Raw genomic sequence first — 17295 nt, forward strand, 5'->3', positions numbered from 1 at the left:
CGGTCAGCCGGCGGCCTTCAGCAGGCGCGCGGCATCGCGGGCGAAGTACGTGAGGATGCCGTCGGCGCCGGCGCGGCGGAATGCCAGCAGCGATTCCATCATGACCTTGTCGTGGTCCAGCCAGCCGTTCTGGGCGGCGGCCTTCAGCATCGCGTATTCGCCACTGACCTGGTAGACGTAGGTCGGGTAGCGAAACTCGTCCTTCACGCGGCGCACGATGTCCAGGTACGGCATGCCCGGCTTCACCATCACCATGTCGGCGCCTTCCATGATGTCCTGGCCGACTTCGCGCAGCGCCTCGTCGGTGTTGGACGGGTCCATCTGGTAGGTCATCTTGTTGCCCTTGCCCAGATTGGCGGCCGAGCCGACTGCATCGCGGAACGGGCCGTAGAAGGCCGACGCGTACTTGGCCGAGTAGGCCATGATGCGCGTGTGGATGTGGTTGGCCTCTTCCAGCGCGGCGCGCACGGCGCCGATGCGGCCGTCCATCATGTCGGACGGCGCGACGATATCGACGCCTGCTTCGGCCTGCACCAGCGCCTGCCTGACCAGGATGTCGACGGTGATGTCGTTGATCACATAGCCGTTGTCGTCCAGCACGCCGTCCTGGCCGTGGCTGGTGTACGGGTCGAGCGCCACGTCGGTCAGTACCCCGAGTTCGGGGAAGCGGTCCTTCAGCGCGCGCACGGCGCGGGGCACCAGGCCTTCCGCGCGCGTGGCCTCGATGCCATCGGGCGTCTTGAGCGACGGATCGATGACCGGGAACAGGGCGATCACCGGGATGCCCAGCTTCACGCAGTCTTCGGCCACCGGCAGCAGCAGGTCCACCGACACGCGCTCCACACCGGGCATCGACGCCACGGATTCGCGCCTGTTCTGGCCGTCCAGAATGAACACCGGATAAATCAGGTTATCGGGCGACAGGCGGTTCTCGCGCATCATGCGGCGCGAGAAGTCATCGCGACGCATGCGGCGGGGACGGTACTCGGGAAACGTGGACATGGCGGAATCGGGGGAGGAGAAAGTCGTGGACGGATGCGTGGCACACGTCACCGCAGCGGGCTGCGGGCAATGAAGAAACGCTTGCGCCAAAAGAAGAAAGAACTTTTGTGCTTGCCCGCTATCATACTCGCGGACACTCTGTGTTGCTTCGCGCAGCGCGGTGTCCCCCGCTACTCCTCCCTGAGCGGGTACCCGCCCTGAACCGGTGGGAAAGTTCGTCCCCGTTGCTTGCAACGGGGCTTTTTTTTGGCCGGTCCGGATGCGGATGCGTGGAAGTCGGGCGTACCTACGCCTGCGGGGCGCCAGCCGGCGCCTCGGGTGCCTCGGGCGGCTGCGCTTCGGGCAGCGCCAGCCATCCCGCCACCACGCGCTGGGCTTCCTCGATGCCGCGCCGCTTCAGGCTTGAGAACAGCTGCGCGGTCATGGCCGGCGGATTGTCCATCTGGGCCGCATAGTCGGCCAGCATCCGCTTTGTTTCGCGCAATGCCGTGGCATTTTCGCTATTGGTCAACTTGTCGGCCTTGGTCAGCAGCACGTGGATCGGCTTGCCGGTGGGCAGGAACCACTCGACCATCTGGCAATCGAGGTCCGTAAACGGGCGGCGCGCGTCCATCATGAGGATCAGGCCGGCCAGCTGGGTGCGGCTCTGGACGTAGTCCGACAGCAGGCCCTGCCAGTGGTACTTGGCGCTGCCGGAGACCTCGGCGTAGCCATAGCCCGGCAGGTCCACCAGGAATCCGAGCGGGTCCGGCGCCTTGACCGGGGCCACGGTGAAGAAGTTGATATGCTGCGTGCGGCCCGGCGTGCGGGACGAGAATGCCAGCCGTTTCTGGCTGCACAGCGTGTTGATCGCCGTCGACTTGCCGGCGTTGGAACGCCCGGCGAACGCCACCTCGGGCACTGCCGTGGCCGGCAGGTCGCGCAGATGGTTGACGGTATTGAAGAAACGGGCCTGCTGTAGAAGGGACATGCGTGATTACTTGGAGCCGGCGGACAGGGCGCTGGCAAGGGGCCAGTGCAGACGTCGCCACAGACACTGACCTAAGTCAATCCGGAAAGCGATTTATTGTACAATAACCCGGTTTACGGTCTCCTGAGCGGGTGACGTGTGGCATCCTTGCCGGATGTCATCGGCGAACTCTGAAATTGGGTCGGGAATATTGTCCCCGATCAAGAATAGGACGTCGCGCATACGCGTTTCCAGCTCCTGCCCCATGGCGCTTCCTCACCGCCGGCAGGGGACAAAGGCGACCGGCATGCATTACGGTGTTCATAACAAAATCTGACAAGGTGTAAGGATGAACCGCATTGCGAAACTTTTGGGAGTCATGGCGCTGGCAGTTCCGCTGGGCGCAATGACAGGGCTGGTATCTGCCGCAGAGCAGGCCGCCGCCAAGGCGGATCCCGCCAAGGGCGAGACGCTTTACACGCAAGGTGTTCCCGATCGCAATGTCCCGGCATGCTTCTCCTGCCACGGCACCGCCGGCAACAGCACGGCTGCCGTCAATCCCAAGCTGGCTGGCCAGCAGGGCGATTACGTTCACAAGCAGCTCGCCGATTTCAAGGCCAAGTCGCGTGACAACCCCATCATGTCGCTGTACGCCCAGGCGCTGAGCGACCAGGACATGAAGGACATCGGCGCCTACCTGGCCAAGCAGCAGCTCAAGCCTGCCACGGCCAAGAACAAGGCGACGATCGAGGAAGGCCAGAAGATCTACCGCGGGGGGATCGCCGCCAAGGGCGTGCCGGCCTGTGCAGGCTGCCACGGGCCGACCGGCGCCGGCATTCCGGCCCAGTATCCGCGCATTGGAGGCCAGTATTCCGAGTACACCGAAGCGCAACTGGTGGCGTTCCGCCAGGGCACCCGAAAGAACAATTCGGTCATGAGCACGATTACCGCCAGGATGTCGGATGCCGAGATCAAGGCGGTGGCGGATTACGTCGCCGGCGTCCGTTAAGTCGTATCAGGCCTGCATGTCCGGCGCATCCCTCGGGGGATGAACCGGACGCGTGGGCAACAATCGAAGAGGGTGGCCTGCTTGCCAAGCATGTCCACCCTTTTTCATTTTGAGCGGCACCACATCGCGTCACATCGGCGCGCAACCCTGGCGCCAACCCTATTGGCGCCACACGGCTTTCAGGCTTTACCGCACATGTCGACCCCATCCACTTCAGGGCTGCACCTGAAGACCCAACACCGCGTGCTGCGCGATGCCGTCGAGCTGCTGTCCTCGATGCGCTTCGCGATCACGCTGCTGACGGTGATTGCGATCGCCAGCATCATCGGCACCGTGCTCAAGCAGAACGAACCGTACCCGAACTACGTGAACCAGTTCGGGCCGTTCTGGGCGGACCTGTTCCACGCGCTGTCGCTGCAGAAGGTGTACAGCTCGTGGTGGTTCCTGCTGATCCTGGCATTCCTGGTGATCTCCACGTCGTTGTGTATTGCGCGCAACGCCCCGAAGATGATCGTCGACATGCGGTCGTGGAAGGATCATGTGCGCGAGCGCAGCCTGCGGGCGTTCCATCATCGCGGCGAATATGAGGCGCCGCGCGGCCGTGCGGAAGCGGCAGGCCGCCTGGGTGCGCTGCTGCGCAACCGCGGATACCGCGTCAAGCCGGTGGAACATGACGGCGCGACGCTGCTGGCCGCCAAGGCGGGCGCTGCCAACAAGCTGGGCTACATCCTGGCGCACACGGCCATCGTCGTGATCTGCGTGGGTGGCCTGCTGGACGGCGACATGCTGATCCGCGCCCAGATGTGGTTCGGTGGCAAGACGCCGATCGCCGGCAACGCCATCATCAGCGAGATTCCTGCCAGGCACCGGCTGTCGCCCGCCAACCCGGGATTCCGCGGCAATGCGTTCGTGCCGGAGGGAGCCACCGTCTCCACGGCCATCCTGAACATCGCCGATGGCGCGCTGGTGCAGGACCTGCCGTTCACGATCATGCTCAAGAAGTTCACGGTCGACTACTACTCCACCGGCATGCCCAAGCTGTTCGCGTCGGATGTGGTCGTGACCGATCGTGCCACGGGCAAGCGCACCGAGGCGACGATCAAGGTGAACGAACCGCTGATCGTCGATGGCGTGGCCATCTACCAGTCCAGCTTCGAGGACGGCGGCTCGAAACTGAAGTTCGTCGGCTATCCGATGACGGGCACCAGCCATGGCACTTTCCCGATCGCGGGCACGGTGGGTGGCAATGTGGCGCTGACCGGCACCGGCACGGCTGCCGACCAGGACAGCCTGACCGTCGAATTCAGCGATTTCCGGCAAATCAACGTCGAGACCGTGACCGATGCGTCGGGCAAGGCCGATGTGCGCGGGGTGGCGCGCAAGTCGTCGCTGGGTGCGCTGGAGCAGCATCTGGGTGCGGCGGCCAGCCTGGACAAGGACAAGAACCTGCGCAATGTCGGCCCGTCGGTCCAGTACAAGCTGCGCGACCGCACCGGCCAGGCGCGCGAGTTCAACAACTACATGCTGCCGGTGCAACTCGACGGCCAGACCGTGTTCCTGGCCGGCATGCGCGATTCGCCGAGCGAACAGTTCCGCTACCTGCGTATTCCCGCCGACGACCAGCGCAGCGTGGCCGACTGGATGCGCCTGCGCGCCGCGCTGCAAAGCAGTGCCATGCGCGGCGAGGCGGCGCGTCGCTTTGCGGCGGTGTCGATGCCCGGCGACGACAAGGCAACGCTGCGCAAGCAACTGGCCGAAAGCGCCCAGCGGGCCATGGACCTGTTTGCCGGCGCCACGCGCGCGTCGGCCGATGCGCCCCCCGGAGGCTTCACCGCGATCGCGGCCTTCCTCGAAAAGTCGGTGCCGCAGAGCGAGCAGCAGAAGGCGGCCGACGTCCTGCTGAAGATTCTCAATGGATCGATGTGGGAACTGTGGCAACTGGCACGCGAGCAGGACAAGCTGCCCGTGATCCCCAACGACGCCCAGAGCGGCCAGTTCCTGCAGCAGGCCATCAACGCGCTGTCGGACAGTTTCTTCTACGCGGCACCCGTATTTCTGCAGCTCGACGACTTCCAGGAGGTCAAGGCCAGCGTGTTCCAGATGACCCGTGCGCCGGGCAAGAACATCGTGTATCTTGGCTGCCTGCTGCTGGTGCTGGGCGTGTTCGCGATGTTCTATATCCGCGAACGCCGCGTCTGGATCTGGATCAAGGACAAGCCATCTGACGACGCCGGAAACTCCGCTGGCAGCCATGTGCTGATGGCCATGTCGACGCAGCGCCGCACGATGGATTTCGAGAAGGAATTCGTCACATTGCGCGACGATGTCGGCCGTGCCGTGGGCGCGGAAGTGACGCCGGTGCCAGCGGATGGCGCCTCGCCGATGCCGCCGCCGGCACCGCAATCCGATGCATCAGGGCCCGATGATAGGCAGAGGCCGTCGCTATAGTAGAAAGAGGGCTTTCCGGCGGCCGGAAGTAGAAGAATCCCGGCCTGCCGCGCCACGTTGATACCGCAGACATTACAGGTGCATCGCACCGCAGAGCAGGAATGCCATGTCCTCCAATCTCAACCACGCCTCCTCGGGCCTGAGGCCGCGACAAAATGCCGCAGCCGGCAATGTGTCGCACGACCCGGTGCAGCTCGAAGCCGATTTCCTCGAACCGTCCTTTCTGCGCCGCCTGACCTGGGTTGACTGGGCGTTTGCCGTGCTGCTGGTGTTGGGCGCCGGCTTTGCGCTGACGCGCTATGGCCACTGGATGAACGTGTACGACAAGGCCGTGCTGATTGCCGCCGTCCCCACGTTCGCGCTGCTTGGCTGGCACTGGAAGGCAGTGCGGCCGCTGATGGTCGGCATCGCGGTGCTGTCGCTGCTTGCCATCCAGATGTACCAGGGCAACCTGGCGCGCGCCGAGCAGGCGTTCTTCCTCAAGTACTTCCTGTCGAGCCAGTCGGCCATCCTGTGGATGAGCGCCCTGGTCTTCCTGTCGACGATGTTCTACTGGGTCGGCTTTGCCTCGCGGTCGGACACCGGGTCGAGCCTTGGCAGCAAGCTGTGCTGGGCGGCCGTGGTGCTGGGCTTTACGGGCCTGATGGTGCGCTGGTACGAGTCGTACCTGATCGGCGCCGATATTGGCCATATTCCTATCTCGAACCTCTACGAGGTCTTTGTTCTCTTCACGCTGATCACGTCGCTGTTCTACCTGTACTACGAGCGCCGCTACGCCACGCGGGCGTTGGGGCCGTTCGTGATGCTGGTGGTGTCCGCGGCGGTGGGCTTCCTGCTCTGGTACACGGTCACCCGCAACGCGCAGGAGATCCAGCCGCTGGTGCCGGCACTGCAAAGCTGGTGGATGAAGATCCACGTCCCGGCCAACTTCATCGGCTATGGCACGTTCGCGCTGGCGGCGATGGTGTCCGTGGCGTACCTGCTCAAGCAGCGGGGCATCCTGGCGGAGCGGCTGCCGTCGCTGGAGCTGCTCGATGATGTGATGTACAAGGCCATCGCCGTGGGTTTTGCCTTCTTCACGATCGCCACGATCCTTGGCGCGCTGTGGGCGGCCGAGGCATGGGGCGGCTACTGGAGCTGGGACCCGAAGGAAACCTGGGCGCTGATCGTCTGGCTGAACTACGCGGCATGGCTGCACATGCGGCTGATGAAGGGGCTGCGCGGTACGGTGGCAGCCTGGTGGGCGCTGGTCGGCCTCCTGGTCACCACCTTTGCGTTCCTGGGGGTGAACATGTTCCTGTCCGGCCTGCATAGCTACGGCGAACTCTGATTCGCCAGCCGTCTCCGGGATTCCAAAAGCCTGTCCTTGCGACAGGCTTTTTGTTTTTCAATGAGGCTTAAACTGCACGTGAAGCGAGAAGGCGCCACTTTTTTTCGGTCCAAAGGGAATAAGGACGTCACATCCGGTGTTTACTGAAGGGACACGGTGCCGACGGTCGGCACCGCCCCGGAGAAGGAGACCTGAAGATGAATACTCGTCACACTGCTGCATCCGTACTTCGCCCGCTCGTTATCGCCGCTGGCGCCGCAACGGTCCTGCTGGCCGGCTGTTCCAGCATGGGCATGGGTGGGGCCGGCGAAATGCCGCCGACCGTCAAGGTGACCAACGGCGTGTTGACCGATCCGCAGGGCCTGACGCTCTACACGTTCGATCGCGACCCCGCCAACGGCGGCAAGAGCGTCTGCAACGGCATGTGCGCCACCAACTGGCCGCCGCTGCTGGCGGAGCCGGGCAAGACGGCGTCGGGCAGCTACTCGGTCATCACGCGTGACGACGGTACGCGCCAGTACGCCTACAAGGGCATGCCGCTGTACCGCTTTGCCAAAGATGCCAAGCCGGGCGACCGCACTGGCGACAACCTCAACAACGTCTGGCACGTGGCGAAGCCCTGATTTTTCGGGCGCCTGAACGCAAGGCAACCCGGGCATGGATGGATTCGAGCGCCAACTGGTGGCGCTGGCGCCGCGGCTGCGGCGCCACGCGCGCGGCCTGACCGGCGACGCCGTGCTGGCCGACGATCTGGTGCAGGACACGCTGGAGCGGGCCCTGCGCTACCGTTGGCGATTCCGCCTGCGTCCCGGATCGCTCTGGGGCGACGGTGCCGACGGCCTGCTGCCCTGGTTGCTGACGCTGATGCACCGGTTGCGCCTGAACGGGCTGCGCCGCGCGGATCTGGTAAGCGTGACCGACGAACCGCCGGACGTGGCGGCGCCCGGCGACGACCCCGGCCTGCGGCGCGACCTGATCAGGGCGCTGGCCGCCTTGCCGGAGGCCCAGCGGGCCGTATTGCTGCTGGTCAGCCTGGAGCAGTTTTCGTATGCGGAAGCGGCCCAGGTGCTTGAAATCCCGGCCGGCACGGTGATGTCACGCCTGAGCCGTGCCCGTGAACAGATGCGCCGCCTGCTCGACGGCGGCGCGAAGGACGTTGCGGCGCCGAATGTGCTGCAACGGGTGAAATGATGAGCCCCCAGACGCCGGTGAGCGAAGCCGATCTTCACGCCTATGCCGATGGCCAGTTGCACGGTCCGCGCCGCGCCGCGGTCGAGGCCTTCCTGGCGGCCGATGCCGAGGCGGCGAGCAAGGTGGAAGCCTGGCGGCAGCAGGCCGCCGCGCTGCACGCCGGACTGGATGGCGTGCTGAACGAGGCCGTGCCGCTGGCGGCGCTGCCGCGCGAACTGCACGGCCAGGGCGGCCGCGCGACCACGGCGCGCCTGGCGTGGCCGCTGGCGTTGGCTGCCAGCCTGTGTGCGCTGGTGGCGGGTGCCGCCGGCGGCTGGTACGCCCGCGATCATGTCGGGGCCGATGCCGTGGCCGTCGCGCCGATGGAGCGTTTTGCGCGCGAGGCGCTGGCCAGCTATGTGGTCTATGCGCCCGAGGTCAGGCACGTCGTCGAAGTGCCCGCCAGCGACGAGGCCCATCTGGTTGCCTGGCTGTCGAAACGGCTCGGTGCATCGTTGCAGGTGCCCGACCTCCACCCGCAGGGATTCCGGCTGATTGGGGGGCGCCTTGGCGCTTCGGAGGGCGGCCCGATGGCCATCCTGATGTACGAGGACGACGCTGGCACGCGCGTGTCCCTGCAACTGCGCCGCATGGCGCAGGGCACGCCCGACACCGCATTCCGGCTCGAACGGCTGCCGCCGCGCACGCCGGCGCGAAATCCCGCCGGACACCCCACCATGGCGTTCTACTGGGTCGATCGCGATCTCGGCTTCGCCCTGGCGGGTCCGCTGGAGCGCGATCGGCTGCTGGCACTGGCCCAGGTGGTCTACCAGCAATACCAGCGGGGATAGCCCGGGCACATGACCTTCCGTCTGGCCGGTCGATATCCGGGTCGGCTCCGCACCTTCCCGCCGCTTTTGATGTCCAATGCTGCAAGTCCTACCCAACGCTGTGAAACATGCTGATTCCTTCCCCCAAATGGTTGCGCGGTGACGATGTCGCCGCGTCGGAAATCACGCCCGAACCGTTGTATCGGTCGCGCCGGCGCCTGCTGACGATGGGCGGTGCCGCTGCTGCAGCGGGCCTGGCTTCGCCGTGGTTCTCGCGCCAGGCTTTCGCCCAGGAAGCGCCAGGCAAGCTGCCGAAGCTGCCCGCCACGCTCAACAACGCCTATGCCGTGACCGAAAAACGTACGCCGTACACGGACGTCACGACCTACAACAACTTCTACGAGTTCGGCACCGACAAGTCCGACCCGGCCCGCAACGCCGGCACGCTGCGGCCGCGCCCGTGGCAGGTGGCCGTGGAAGGGCTGGTCAAGCATCCCAAGGTGTACGACCTGGACGAACTGCTGAAGATCGCGCCGATGGAAGAACGCGTCTACCGCCTGCGCTGCGTGGAAGGCTGGTCGATGGTGATTCCGTGGATCGGCTATCCGCTGGCCGAGCTGATCAAGCGCGTCGAACCGCAGCCGGGGGCGAAGTTCGTGCAATTCATCACGCTGGCGGACAAGAAGCAGATGCCCGGCCTGAGCAGCGGCGTGCTCGACTGGCCGTATAGCGAGGGCCTGCGCATGGACGAGGCGATGCATCCGCTGGCGCTGCTGACGTTCGGCCTCTATGGCGAGGTGCTGCCGAACCAGAACGGCGCGCCGGTGCGGATGGTTCTGCCGTGGAAATACGGCTTCAAGAGCGCCAAGTCAATCGTGAAGATCCGCTTCGTCGACAAGCAGCCGCCCACCAGCTGGAACCTGGCCGCCGCCAACGAGTACGGCTTCTATTCGAACGTGAACCCCGACGTCGATCACGCGCGCTGGAGCCAGGCCACCGAACGCCGCATCGGCGAAGACAAGGGCGGCGGCGGGTTCTCCGCGCTATTCGCGCCCAAGCGCAAGACGCTGCCGTTCAACGGCTACGGCGCGCAGGTGGCATCGCTCTACCAGGGCATGGATTTGAGGAAGAACTTCTGATGGCCGAGCGCGATCCGCGCGCGGCGGCGCAGGCACGCACGCCCCGGGGCAGCCGGCCCGGGCCCGGCGGTCTTGCCATGCTTGCGCCTGCGCGCGTGAAGACGCTGAAGGGGCTGGTCTGGCTGCTGGCGCTGCTGCCGTTCCTGCGGCTGATGTATCTCGGGGCGACCTCGCAGTTCGGCGCCAATCCACTGGAATTCGTGACCCGGTCCACGGGGACGTGGACGCTCGTCATGCTCTGCGTGACGCTGGCCATCACGCCGCTGCGCCGGCTCACGGGCTGGCACTGGCTGCTGCGCCTGCGCCGGATGCTGGGTCTGTTCACGTTCTTCTACGCGGTGCAGCATTTCCTGCTCTGGCTGGCCGTGGACCGCGGGTTTGACGTGGCTTACATGATCAAGGACATCGGCAAACGGCCATTTATCACGATGGGGTTTGCGGCGTTCATGCTGATGATTCCGCTGGCCGTCACGTCGACCAATGCCATGGTCCGCTGGCTTGGCGGCAAGCGTTGGCAGGCGCTGCATCGGTCGATCTACGCCATCGCCGTGCTGGCCATCCTGCACTACTGGTGGCACAAGGCCGGCAAGCACGATTTTGGAGAAGTTTCGATCTACGCGGCCGCGGTATTCGTGCTGCTGGCCATGCGGATCTGGTGGTGGTTGCGCAAGCCGCGCGCCGCCGCCGTGGCCACGCAATAGAAAAAAGGGCGACACCAACGATGTCGCCCTTTCCTTATTTTTCGGCTTGCGCTGGCGCGGTCAATCCTTCAGCAGGCGCTCGGTGCGGAACAGGTCCGCCGGCAGTTCGCGCTCGCGCACCAGGTGCACCGTGTCGCCATCGACCATCACTTCGGCCGCGCGGCCGCGCGTGTTGTAGTTCGAACTCATCACGAAGCCGTAGGCGCCGGCCGACATCACGGCCAGCAGGTCGCCGGGCTGCACCGCCAGCGCGCGGTCGCGGCCGAGCCAGTCGCCCGATTCGCATACCGGACCCACCACGTCATACGTGACGGCAGTGTCGGCACGCGGCGCCACCGGCTCGATGCGATGGTAGGCCTCGTACATGGCCGGTCGGGCCAGGTCGTTCATTGCCGCATCGACGATGCAGAAGTTCTTGGCCGCGCCGGGCTTCAGGAATTCCACGCGCGTCAGCAGCGCGCCGGCGTTGCCCACCAGCGAACGGCCCGGCTCGAACAGCACTTCGCGATGGCCGTGGCCGCGTGCGGCCACGCGATCGATCAGCGTCGTGGCAAAGCCGGTGATGTCCGGCGGGGTCTCGTCGTCATAGGTGATGCCCAGGCCGCCCCCTACGTCGATATGTTCGAGCTTGATGCCCTCGGCCTCGAGCGATTCCACCACGTCGAGCACCTTGTCCAGCGCCTCCAGGTATGGCGCCACTTCGGTGATCTGCGATCCGATATGGCAATCGATGCCGGTCACTTCAAGGTGCGGCAGCGCGGCGGCGGCGCGGTAGGTGGAAAGCACGTCCTCGAACGCCACGCCGAACTTGTTGCCCTTGAGGCCGGTTGAGATATAGGGGTGGGTCTTCGCGTCGACGTCGGGGTTGATGCGCAGGGACACGCGGGCGCGCTTGCCCAGGCGGCCGGCCACCGCGTTCAGGCGATCCAGTTCCGGAATCGATTCCACGTTGAAGCCGCGCACGTCGTGCTCGAGCGCCAGCGCCATGTCGGCTTCGCTCTTGGCCACGCCCGAAAACACCACCTTGCGCGGGTCGCCGCCGGCGGCAATCACGCGCAGCAGCTCGCCGCCCGACACGATGTCGAAGCCGGCGCCCAGCTTTGCGAACACCTGCAGCACGGCCAGGTTGGAGTTGGCCTTGACCGCGTACTGCACGTGCGCGTTGCGTCCCTTGCAGGCGGCGGCATACGCGTTGTACGCCTTGGTCAGCGCCGCGCGCGAATAGACGTAGGCAGGCGTGCCGAATTCGGCGGCAATGCGCGCCAGCGGTACCTGTTCGACGGTCAGGGTGCCGTCTTCGCGGCGATGGAAAAAATCATTCATGGTCTGGCATGCACTCAGCGTGCGGAGGGGGCGGAACTGCCCTTGGCGGGCTCGGCGACGGCGGGCGTCGATGTGGCGGGCTCGCCCATCGGACGCGCCGCGGGCGGGGTTGCGCCCGGCTGGCCCAGGCCCGGATCGGCCACCGTGGGCGGCGTGGGCTCGGGCGGTACGCGGGGCATATAGAGCGGGCCGCGAATGCCGCACCCGGCAAGGGGCATCGCGAGCAGGGCGGCAAAGGCCGATACAATCGCACCACGACGCAGCATCGGGGAGTCCTTCATTGTCTGGATGGCTTTCGGATGGCTGTGGAAAGCGCACGGCTTTCCCGTTTTCCATCAATCTGATTTGCCGGTCCGAATGCCCGTGGAAACGGGCTGCCGGCGGCCTTGGAGTGTAGCATGCCCCCCCTCAACGAGACCGAGTTCCTGGCACTGGCCGGCGCGGCCCTGGACAAGCTGGAAGCCGATATCGAAGCGGCTGCCGATGCCGCCGACGCCGACGTGGAAATCAACCGTACCGGCAACGTGATGGAACTGGAGTTCGAGGACGGCTCCAAGATCATCGTCAACAGCCAGGCGCCGATGCAGGAACTGTGGGTGGCGGCCAAGGCCGGAGGCTTCCATTTTCGATACGATGGCGCCCGCTGGGTGGACACGCGCAGCGGCGCCGAGCTGTACGCGGCGCTGTCCGGCTACATGAGCCTGCAGGCCGGCACCACGCTGACGCTGAAGTAAGCCCGCGCGGCCCAACGAAAAACCGGCCGCCAGGGCCGGTTTCTTGTTGCTGGGAAAGGTTGGCAGGCCAGCAGGCCGTCAGGCGCCGCCGAACATTTCCAGGATCTTCTTCTTTTCCTGCTCGGTATCCTGCGGCGGACGCGAGCTTTCTTCCGGCTTGCCCGGCCACGGATCGCCCAGGCCCACCGACGCCACGCCGGCGCCGGCCGCGTTCTCTTCCAGCGTCCAGTCGCCGGCCGCCATCACCACGCCCTCCGGCGGCTGGCGGTCCGGGCTCTCGGGCACACCCTTGAGCGCCTTGCCCATGTAGCCGACCCAGATCGGCAGCGCCAGGCCACCGCCCGTTTCGCGTACGCCCAGGCTCTTGGGCTGGTCGTAACCCATCCACGCGATGGCCACCAGCTTGGGCGTGTAGCCTGCAAACCAGGCATCGACGGCGTCGTTGGTGGTACCGGTCTTGCCCGCCAGGTCATTGCGGCCCAGGCGCTGCTTGGCCGGATTGGCCGTGCCGCTGCGCACCACTTCACGCAGCATGCTGTCGGCGATGAACGCGGTGCGGGCGTCCAGCACACGCACGGCGTCTTCGCCGGCCTTCTGCGGATGGGTCTCGGAAATGACCTTGCCGCGCGAGTCTTCCACACGCTGGATCAGGTACGGATTCACGCGATAGCCGCCGTTGGCGAAGACCGAATAGGCGCCCGCCATCTGCAGCGGCGTCACGCTGCCGGCGCCCAGCGCCATCGGCAGATAGGCCGGATGCTTGTCGGCCTCGAAGCCGAAGCGCGTGATGTAGTCCTGGGCGTACTGCGTGCCGATGGCGCGCAGGATGCGCACCGACACCAGGTTCTTCGACTTGGCCAGGGCGCGGCGCATGGTCATCGGGCCTTCGAACTTGCCGTCGTAGTTCTTCGGTTCCCAGACCTGCCCGCCGGTGTCCGGGCCGATCGTCAGCGGTGCATCATTGATCACCGTGGCCGGCGAGAACCCCTTTTCCAGCGCCGCCGTGTAGATGAACGGCTTGAAGCTGGAACCGGGCTGGCGCCAGGCCTGCGTCACGTGGTTGAACTTGTTGCGGTTGTAGTCGAAGCCGCCCACCATCGAACGGATCGAACCGTCCTCGGGGCTCAGCGAGATAAACGCGGCGGCCACTTCGGGCAGTTGCGTCACCGACCACGTGTTGTCCTTCGGGTCCTGCGTCACGCGGATGATCGCACCCGGACGGATCTTGACCTTCGGCTGGGCACTGGCCGACAGCGACGGCGCGATGAAGCGCAGCGCGGTGCCTTCGATGGTGGCCACTTCGCCGGACAGCAGCGTGGCCTTCACCTGCTTGGGCGACACGCTCGTCACCACGGCGGACCGCAGGTCGTCGCTGCCCGGATGCTCCACCAGCGCGTCGTCGATGGCCTGCTCGCGGTCGGCCGGATCGGACGGCAGGTCGATGAAGGCCTCGGGGCCGCGGTAACCGTGCTTGCGCTCGTAGGTCATGATGCCGTTGCGCACGGACTCGTAGGCGGCGTCCTGGTCGGCCTTGTTCAGCGTGGTGTAGACGGTCAGGCCGCGCGTGTAGGTCTCTTCGCGGTACTGCGCGTACATCAGCTGGCGCACGATTTCGGCCACGTACTCGGCGTGCGTGGAGAATTCGTTGCCCTCGCTGCGCACCTTCAGTTCCTCGCGCACGGCCTGGTCATACTGCTCGGGCGTGATGTAGCGCAGGTCGCGCATGCGCTGCAGGATGTACTCCTGGCGTACCTTGGCGCGGCGCGGATTCACCACCGGGTTGTAGGCCGACGGGGCCTTCGGCAGCCCGGCCAGCATCGCCGCCTCTGCCGGGGTGACGTCCTTGATCGACTTGCCGAAGTACACGCGCGCGGCGCTGGCGAAGCCGTAGGCGCGCTGGCCCAGGTAGATCTGGTTCATGTACAGCTCGAGGATCTGGTCCTTGGTCAGGTTCGCCTCGATCTTGTACGCCAGCAGCATCTCGTAGATCTTGCGCGTGTAGGTCTTCTCGCTCGACAGGAAGAAGTTGCGCGCCACCTGCATCGTGATGGTCGATGCACCCTGCGACAGGCCGCCACGCAGGTTGGCCAGCCCGGCACGCATCACGCCGACGAAGTCCACGCCGCCGTGCTCGTAGAAGCGGTCGTCCTCGATGGCCAGCACGGCCTTCTTCATGACGTCGGGGATCTCGGTGATCGGCACGAAGTTGCGGCGCTCTTCGCCAAACTCGCCAATCAGCACGTTGTCGGCCGTATAGATGCGCAGCGGAATCTTCGGCCGGTAGTCGGTGATGGTGTCCAGCGACGGCAGGTTGGGGGCGGCCACGACCAGCGCATAGCCAACCAGCAGCGCCACGGCGACGACGCCGGCAGCAAGCAGCCCGAATACCCAGAACGCGATGCGCGCCCACAACGGACGGCGGACGGGAAGGGACGGCTTCTGTTGTGCTGTGGCCATAAGGGTTTACCTAACAAGAGTGCCCGGATTATATCGTCGGTACCAGGCCGCTCCCGCGGGCCAGTGGCGCGAAAGTCGCTACCGTGCTGTTACAAGATGTAATGCCGTTGAGATCAGTCTGTCACGGGCTGCAGGACGCAGGCGTGGCGCGGGCTGGCGGGCGATGCCTCAGGGAGGGGTGCGCGTGGCGGGTGCGAGGGCAAGCTGGCGTGCCCGGATCATGTCAGGCCGATGCCACCCGACGGCGGGGTTGCAGACCGTCGGATTTTGGCAACGGATTTCCGGGGACCTTCCGAAAAAGAAAGCGTGGTCAAACCGGCACATTGCCAGCGCCTCCGGATTTTGTAAGAATCGACGAACATAAAAGAGCAAACGTTTCATCCAAGAAACTGGCTCGCACCATTAGAGCGGACATGCCGTGGGCGAGTTCAAATGTCAGGGGGTCAACCTTGCGACGGGGCATCTTGTCGGGTCTTCTGCGCCAGACTACGGTCGGCGTGGATATTGGTTCGTCCAGCGTCAAGGTCGTTGAGCTGTCCGTTGGGATGGGCAAAAACGACTATCGGCTGGAAAAATGCGCCAGCGAACTGCTGGACCGCAACGCCGTTGCCGATGGCAACGTGGTCAACATCGAAGCCGTCGGGATTGCGCTCAAGCGCGCGCTCGGCAAGGCCGGCATCCGCACCCGGGACGTGGTCCTGGGCGTGCCGTCCATGCTGACGGAATCCCAGACGGTCAGTCTGCCGGACAACCTGTCCGAAGACGAACTCTATTCGCAGGTCGAATCCGAGGCGCACCGCCTCTATCCGCCGTCGCAGGCGGTGAACTTCGACTTCGCGGTGATTGGTCCCAGCGAAACCGAAGGCGGCATTGGCGTACGCGTCACGGCTGCCAACAGTGATCGTGTCCAGGAGCGCGTGACGGCTGCCGAACTGGCAGGCCTGAAGCCGCAGGTGATGGACGTGGAAGAGTACGCCGTGCAGCGATCGGTCGTGCAGATGCTCGGCGTCCCCGCCGGCCTGAACGAAACCGATGCCAAGGACCTGCCCGTGGTGGCCGTGGTCCATCTGGGCGGCAGCCGTTCCAAGGCCATCTTCTACCAGGGCTGGAAGGAACTCTACGAGCAGCCGCTGAACAGCTATGGCGATCAGCTGACGCAAAGCGCCGCACGCATGTTCACGCTCGATGCGCTCAAGGCCGAAATCAAGAAGCGCAAGAACACGCTGCCCGAAGCGTGGCGAGGGCAACTGCTCAAGCCGTCGCTGGAGGCGCTGGCCATGGAGGTGCAGGGCGCCATCGGCAACTTCATTGCCAGCTCCAGCCTCGGCCGCGTCGACGAGATCCTGCTCTCCGGCGGGCACGCCTCGCTGCTGGGTGTCCAGGCGGCGATCCAGCAACAGACACAGATCACGACCACGCTGGCCAATCCCTTCGCAAACATGACGACCGCCGGCAAGGTCAACGAGCGCTATCTCCAGCGCGACCTGCCTGCCTACATCGTCAGTGCGGGACTGGCGCTGCGCGGCCTCCAATAAGTCACCGGGGGGACCCGCATGTCCACGACGACGAATACCGTTCCGTCGGTCAACCTGCTGCCGTATCACGAGGCGCGCAAGGCAGCCCGGCGCAAGAAGGTCTATAGCATGCTGGGCGGTGCGGCGGGCGCGGGAGCGCTCGTGGTGCTGATCGGCGGCTTCTACATCGATTCCAAGGTCGATGAGATGACCCATCTCAATCAGACGCTGACGGCCGAGAACGCCCGCATGGACGGGCAGATCAGGGAGGTCACGACGCTCAAGAAGGATATCGAGGCGCTGCTGGATCGCCAGCGCGCCATCGAAAGCCTGCAGGCCGAGCGCAACATGCCCGTGCAGTTGCTTGAGGAACTGGTGCGCCAGGTGCCCGAGGGCGTGTACCTGACCACGCTCAAGCAGTCGGGGGACACGTTCGTCATCACCGGTGTGGCGCAGTCCAACGAACGCGTGTCGGAACTGCTGCGCAACTTCAGCCAGGTGCAATGGCTGGACCACGCCGAGCTGGTGGAGTCGAAGGCCATCATGATGACCAACAACCTGCGCGAACAGCGCCGGCTGTTCGATTTCTCGATGCGTTTCGCCTATCGCGCGCCGGAGCAACCGGCTGACAAGAAGCGGGCAGGCGCATCGGCTGCCGCGGCCAAGCCGGCGGGAGGCAAGGTCTGATC

The 17295-nt window shown here is 65.5% G+C and carries 16 protein-coding genes; 11 read left to right on the forward strand and 5 right to left on the reverse strand.

Annotated elements, in window-relative coordinates:
* Positions 1-3: 3 nt before the first annotated feature.
* The gene (hemB, locus tag AC3G88_RS24895; RefSeq protein ID WP_153949086.1) at positions 4-1002 is read right to left on the reverse strand and encodes a porphobilinogen synthase; all 999 of its coding nucleotides are present in this window, start codon (positions 1000-1002) and stop codon (positions 4-6) included.
* A 286-nt stretch (positions 1003-1288) separates the two neighbouring features.
* Complete coding sequence (gene yihA, locus AC3G88_RS24900; protein WP_400394735.1) at positions 1289-1972, reverse strand: ribosome biogenesis GTP-binding protein YihA/YsxC; 684 nt, start codon at positions 1970-1972, stop codon at positions 1289-1291.
* A 328-nt stretch (positions 1973-2300) separates the two neighbouring features.
* On the opposite strand from yihA, the gene AC3G88_RS24905 reads away from it, so the two are divergent.
* From AC3G88_RS24905 to msrQ, 8 genes are all read left to right on the forward strand, one after another.
* On the forward strand, positions 2301-2960 hold the full coding sequence (locus AC3G88_RS24905; protein ID WP_153949088.1) for a c-type cytochrome: 660 nt from the start codon (positions 2301-2303) through the stop codon (positions 2958-2960).
* Positions 2961-3155: 195 nt separating this feature from the next.
* On the forward strand, positions 3156-5408 hold the full coding sequence (locus AC3G88_RS24910; RefSeq protein WP_488773996.1) for a cytochrome c biogenesis protein ResB: 2253 nt from the start codon (positions 3156-3158) through the stop codon (positions 5406-5408).
* Positions 5409-5514: 106 nt separating this feature from the next.
* Positions 5515-6738 carry a c-type cytochrome biogenesis protein CcsB gene (gene ccsB, locus AC3G88_RS24915; protein ID WP_488894094.1) on the forward strand — a complete coding sequence of 408 codons (1224 nt, stop codon included), beginning with the start codon at positions 5515-5517 and terminating at the stop codon, positions 6736-6738.
* A gap of 197 nt (positions 6739-6935) precedes the next feature.
* Positions 6936-7361 (forward strand): COG4315 family predicted lipoprotein, encoded by a 426-nt coding sequence (locus AC3G88_RS24920; protein ID WP_400396963.1) that lies wholly within the window; start codon positions 6936-6938, stop codon positions 7359-7361.
* 34 nt (positions 7362-7395) lie between these two features.
* Positions 7396-7929 carry an RNA polymerase sigma factor gene (locus AC3G88_RS24925; RefSeq protein WP_488773998.1) on the forward strand — a complete coding sequence of 178 codons (534 nt, stop codon included), beginning with the start codon at positions 7396-7398 and terminating at the stop codon, positions 7927-7929.
* Positions 7929-8759 (forward strand): anti-sigma factor family protein, encoded by an 831-nt coding sequence (locus tag AC3G88_RS24930; RefSeq protein ID WP_488774059.1) that lies wholly within the window; start codon positions 7929-7931, stop codon positions 8757-8759. The genes AC3G88_RS24925 and AC3G88_RS24930 overlap by 1 nt, the downstream gene beginning before the upstream one ends.
* A 107-nt stretch (positions 8760-8866) precedes the next feature.
* Entirely contained in the window at positions 8867-9877 is a 1011-nt protein-coding gene (gene msrP / locus AC3G88_RS24935; protein WP_488773999.1) for a protein-methionine-sulfoxide reductase catalytic subunit MsrP, read from the forward strand.
* Positions 9877-10578, forward strand: coding sequence for a protein-methionine-sulfoxide reductase heme-binding subunit MsrQ (gene msrQ / locus AC3G88_RS24940; protein WP_488774000.1), 702 nt, complete (start codon positions 9877-9879; stop codon positions 10576-10578). The genes msrP and msrQ overlap by 1 nt, the downstream gene beginning before the upstream one ends.
* A 60-nt stretch (positions 10579-10638) precedes the next feature.
* Here the strand turns inward: msrQ and lysA are convergent, their stop codons facing one another.
* Positions 10639-11901, reverse strand: a complete 1263-nt coding sequence (gene lysA, locus AC3G88_RS24945) for a diaminopimelate decarboxylase (protein ID WP_153949096.1) — start codon at positions 11899-11901, stop codon at positions 10639-10641.
* Between the two features lie 14 nt (positions 11902-11915).
* Positions 11916-12167 (reverse strand): LPS translocon maturation chaperone LptM, encoded by a 252-nt coding sequence (gene lptM / locus AC3G88_RS24950; RefSeq protein WP_254776063.1) that lies wholly within the window; start codon positions 12165-12167, stop codon positions 11916-11918.
* Positions 12168-12299: 132 nt separating this feature from the next.
* Between lptM and cyaY the strand changes: the two genes are divergently transcribed.
* Positions 12300-12635, forward strand: coding sequence for an iron donor protein CyaY (gene cyaY / locus AC3G88_RS24955; RefSeq protein WP_488774001.1), 336 nt, complete (start codon positions 12300-12302; stop codon positions 12633-12635).
* Between the two features lie 78 nt (positions 12636-12713).
* On the opposite strand, the gene AC3G88_RS24960 is transcribed toward cyaY, so the two are convergent.
* Positions 12714-15092: a penicillin-binding protein 1A gene (locus AC3G88_RS24960; RefSeq protein WP_488774002.1), complete on the reverse strand. Its 2379-nt coding sequence runs from the start codon at positions 15090-15092 to the stop codon at positions 12714-12716.
* 464 nt (positions 15093-15556) lie between these two features.
* Here AC3G88_RS24960 and pilM point away from each other — a divergent pair, with 464 nt between their 5' ends.
* Both pilM and AC3G88_RS24970 read left to right on the forward strand, forming a co-directional pair.
* Positions 15557-16627, forward strand: coding sequence for a type IV pilus assembly protein PilM (pilM, locus tag AC3G88_RS24965; RefSeq protein WP_153949099.1), 1071 nt, complete (start codon positions 15557-15559; stop codon positions 16625-16627).
* A gap of 18 nt (positions 16628-16645) precedes the next feature.
* Positions 16646-17293, forward strand: a complete 648-nt coding sequence (locus AC3G88_RS24970) for a PilN domain-containing protein (RefSeq protein WP_488774003.1) — start codon at positions 16646-16648, stop codon at positions 17291-17293.
* Positions 17294-17295: the final 2 nt, after the last annotated feature.

This window comes from Cupriavidus sp. 86D6 (assembly GCF_057815095.1).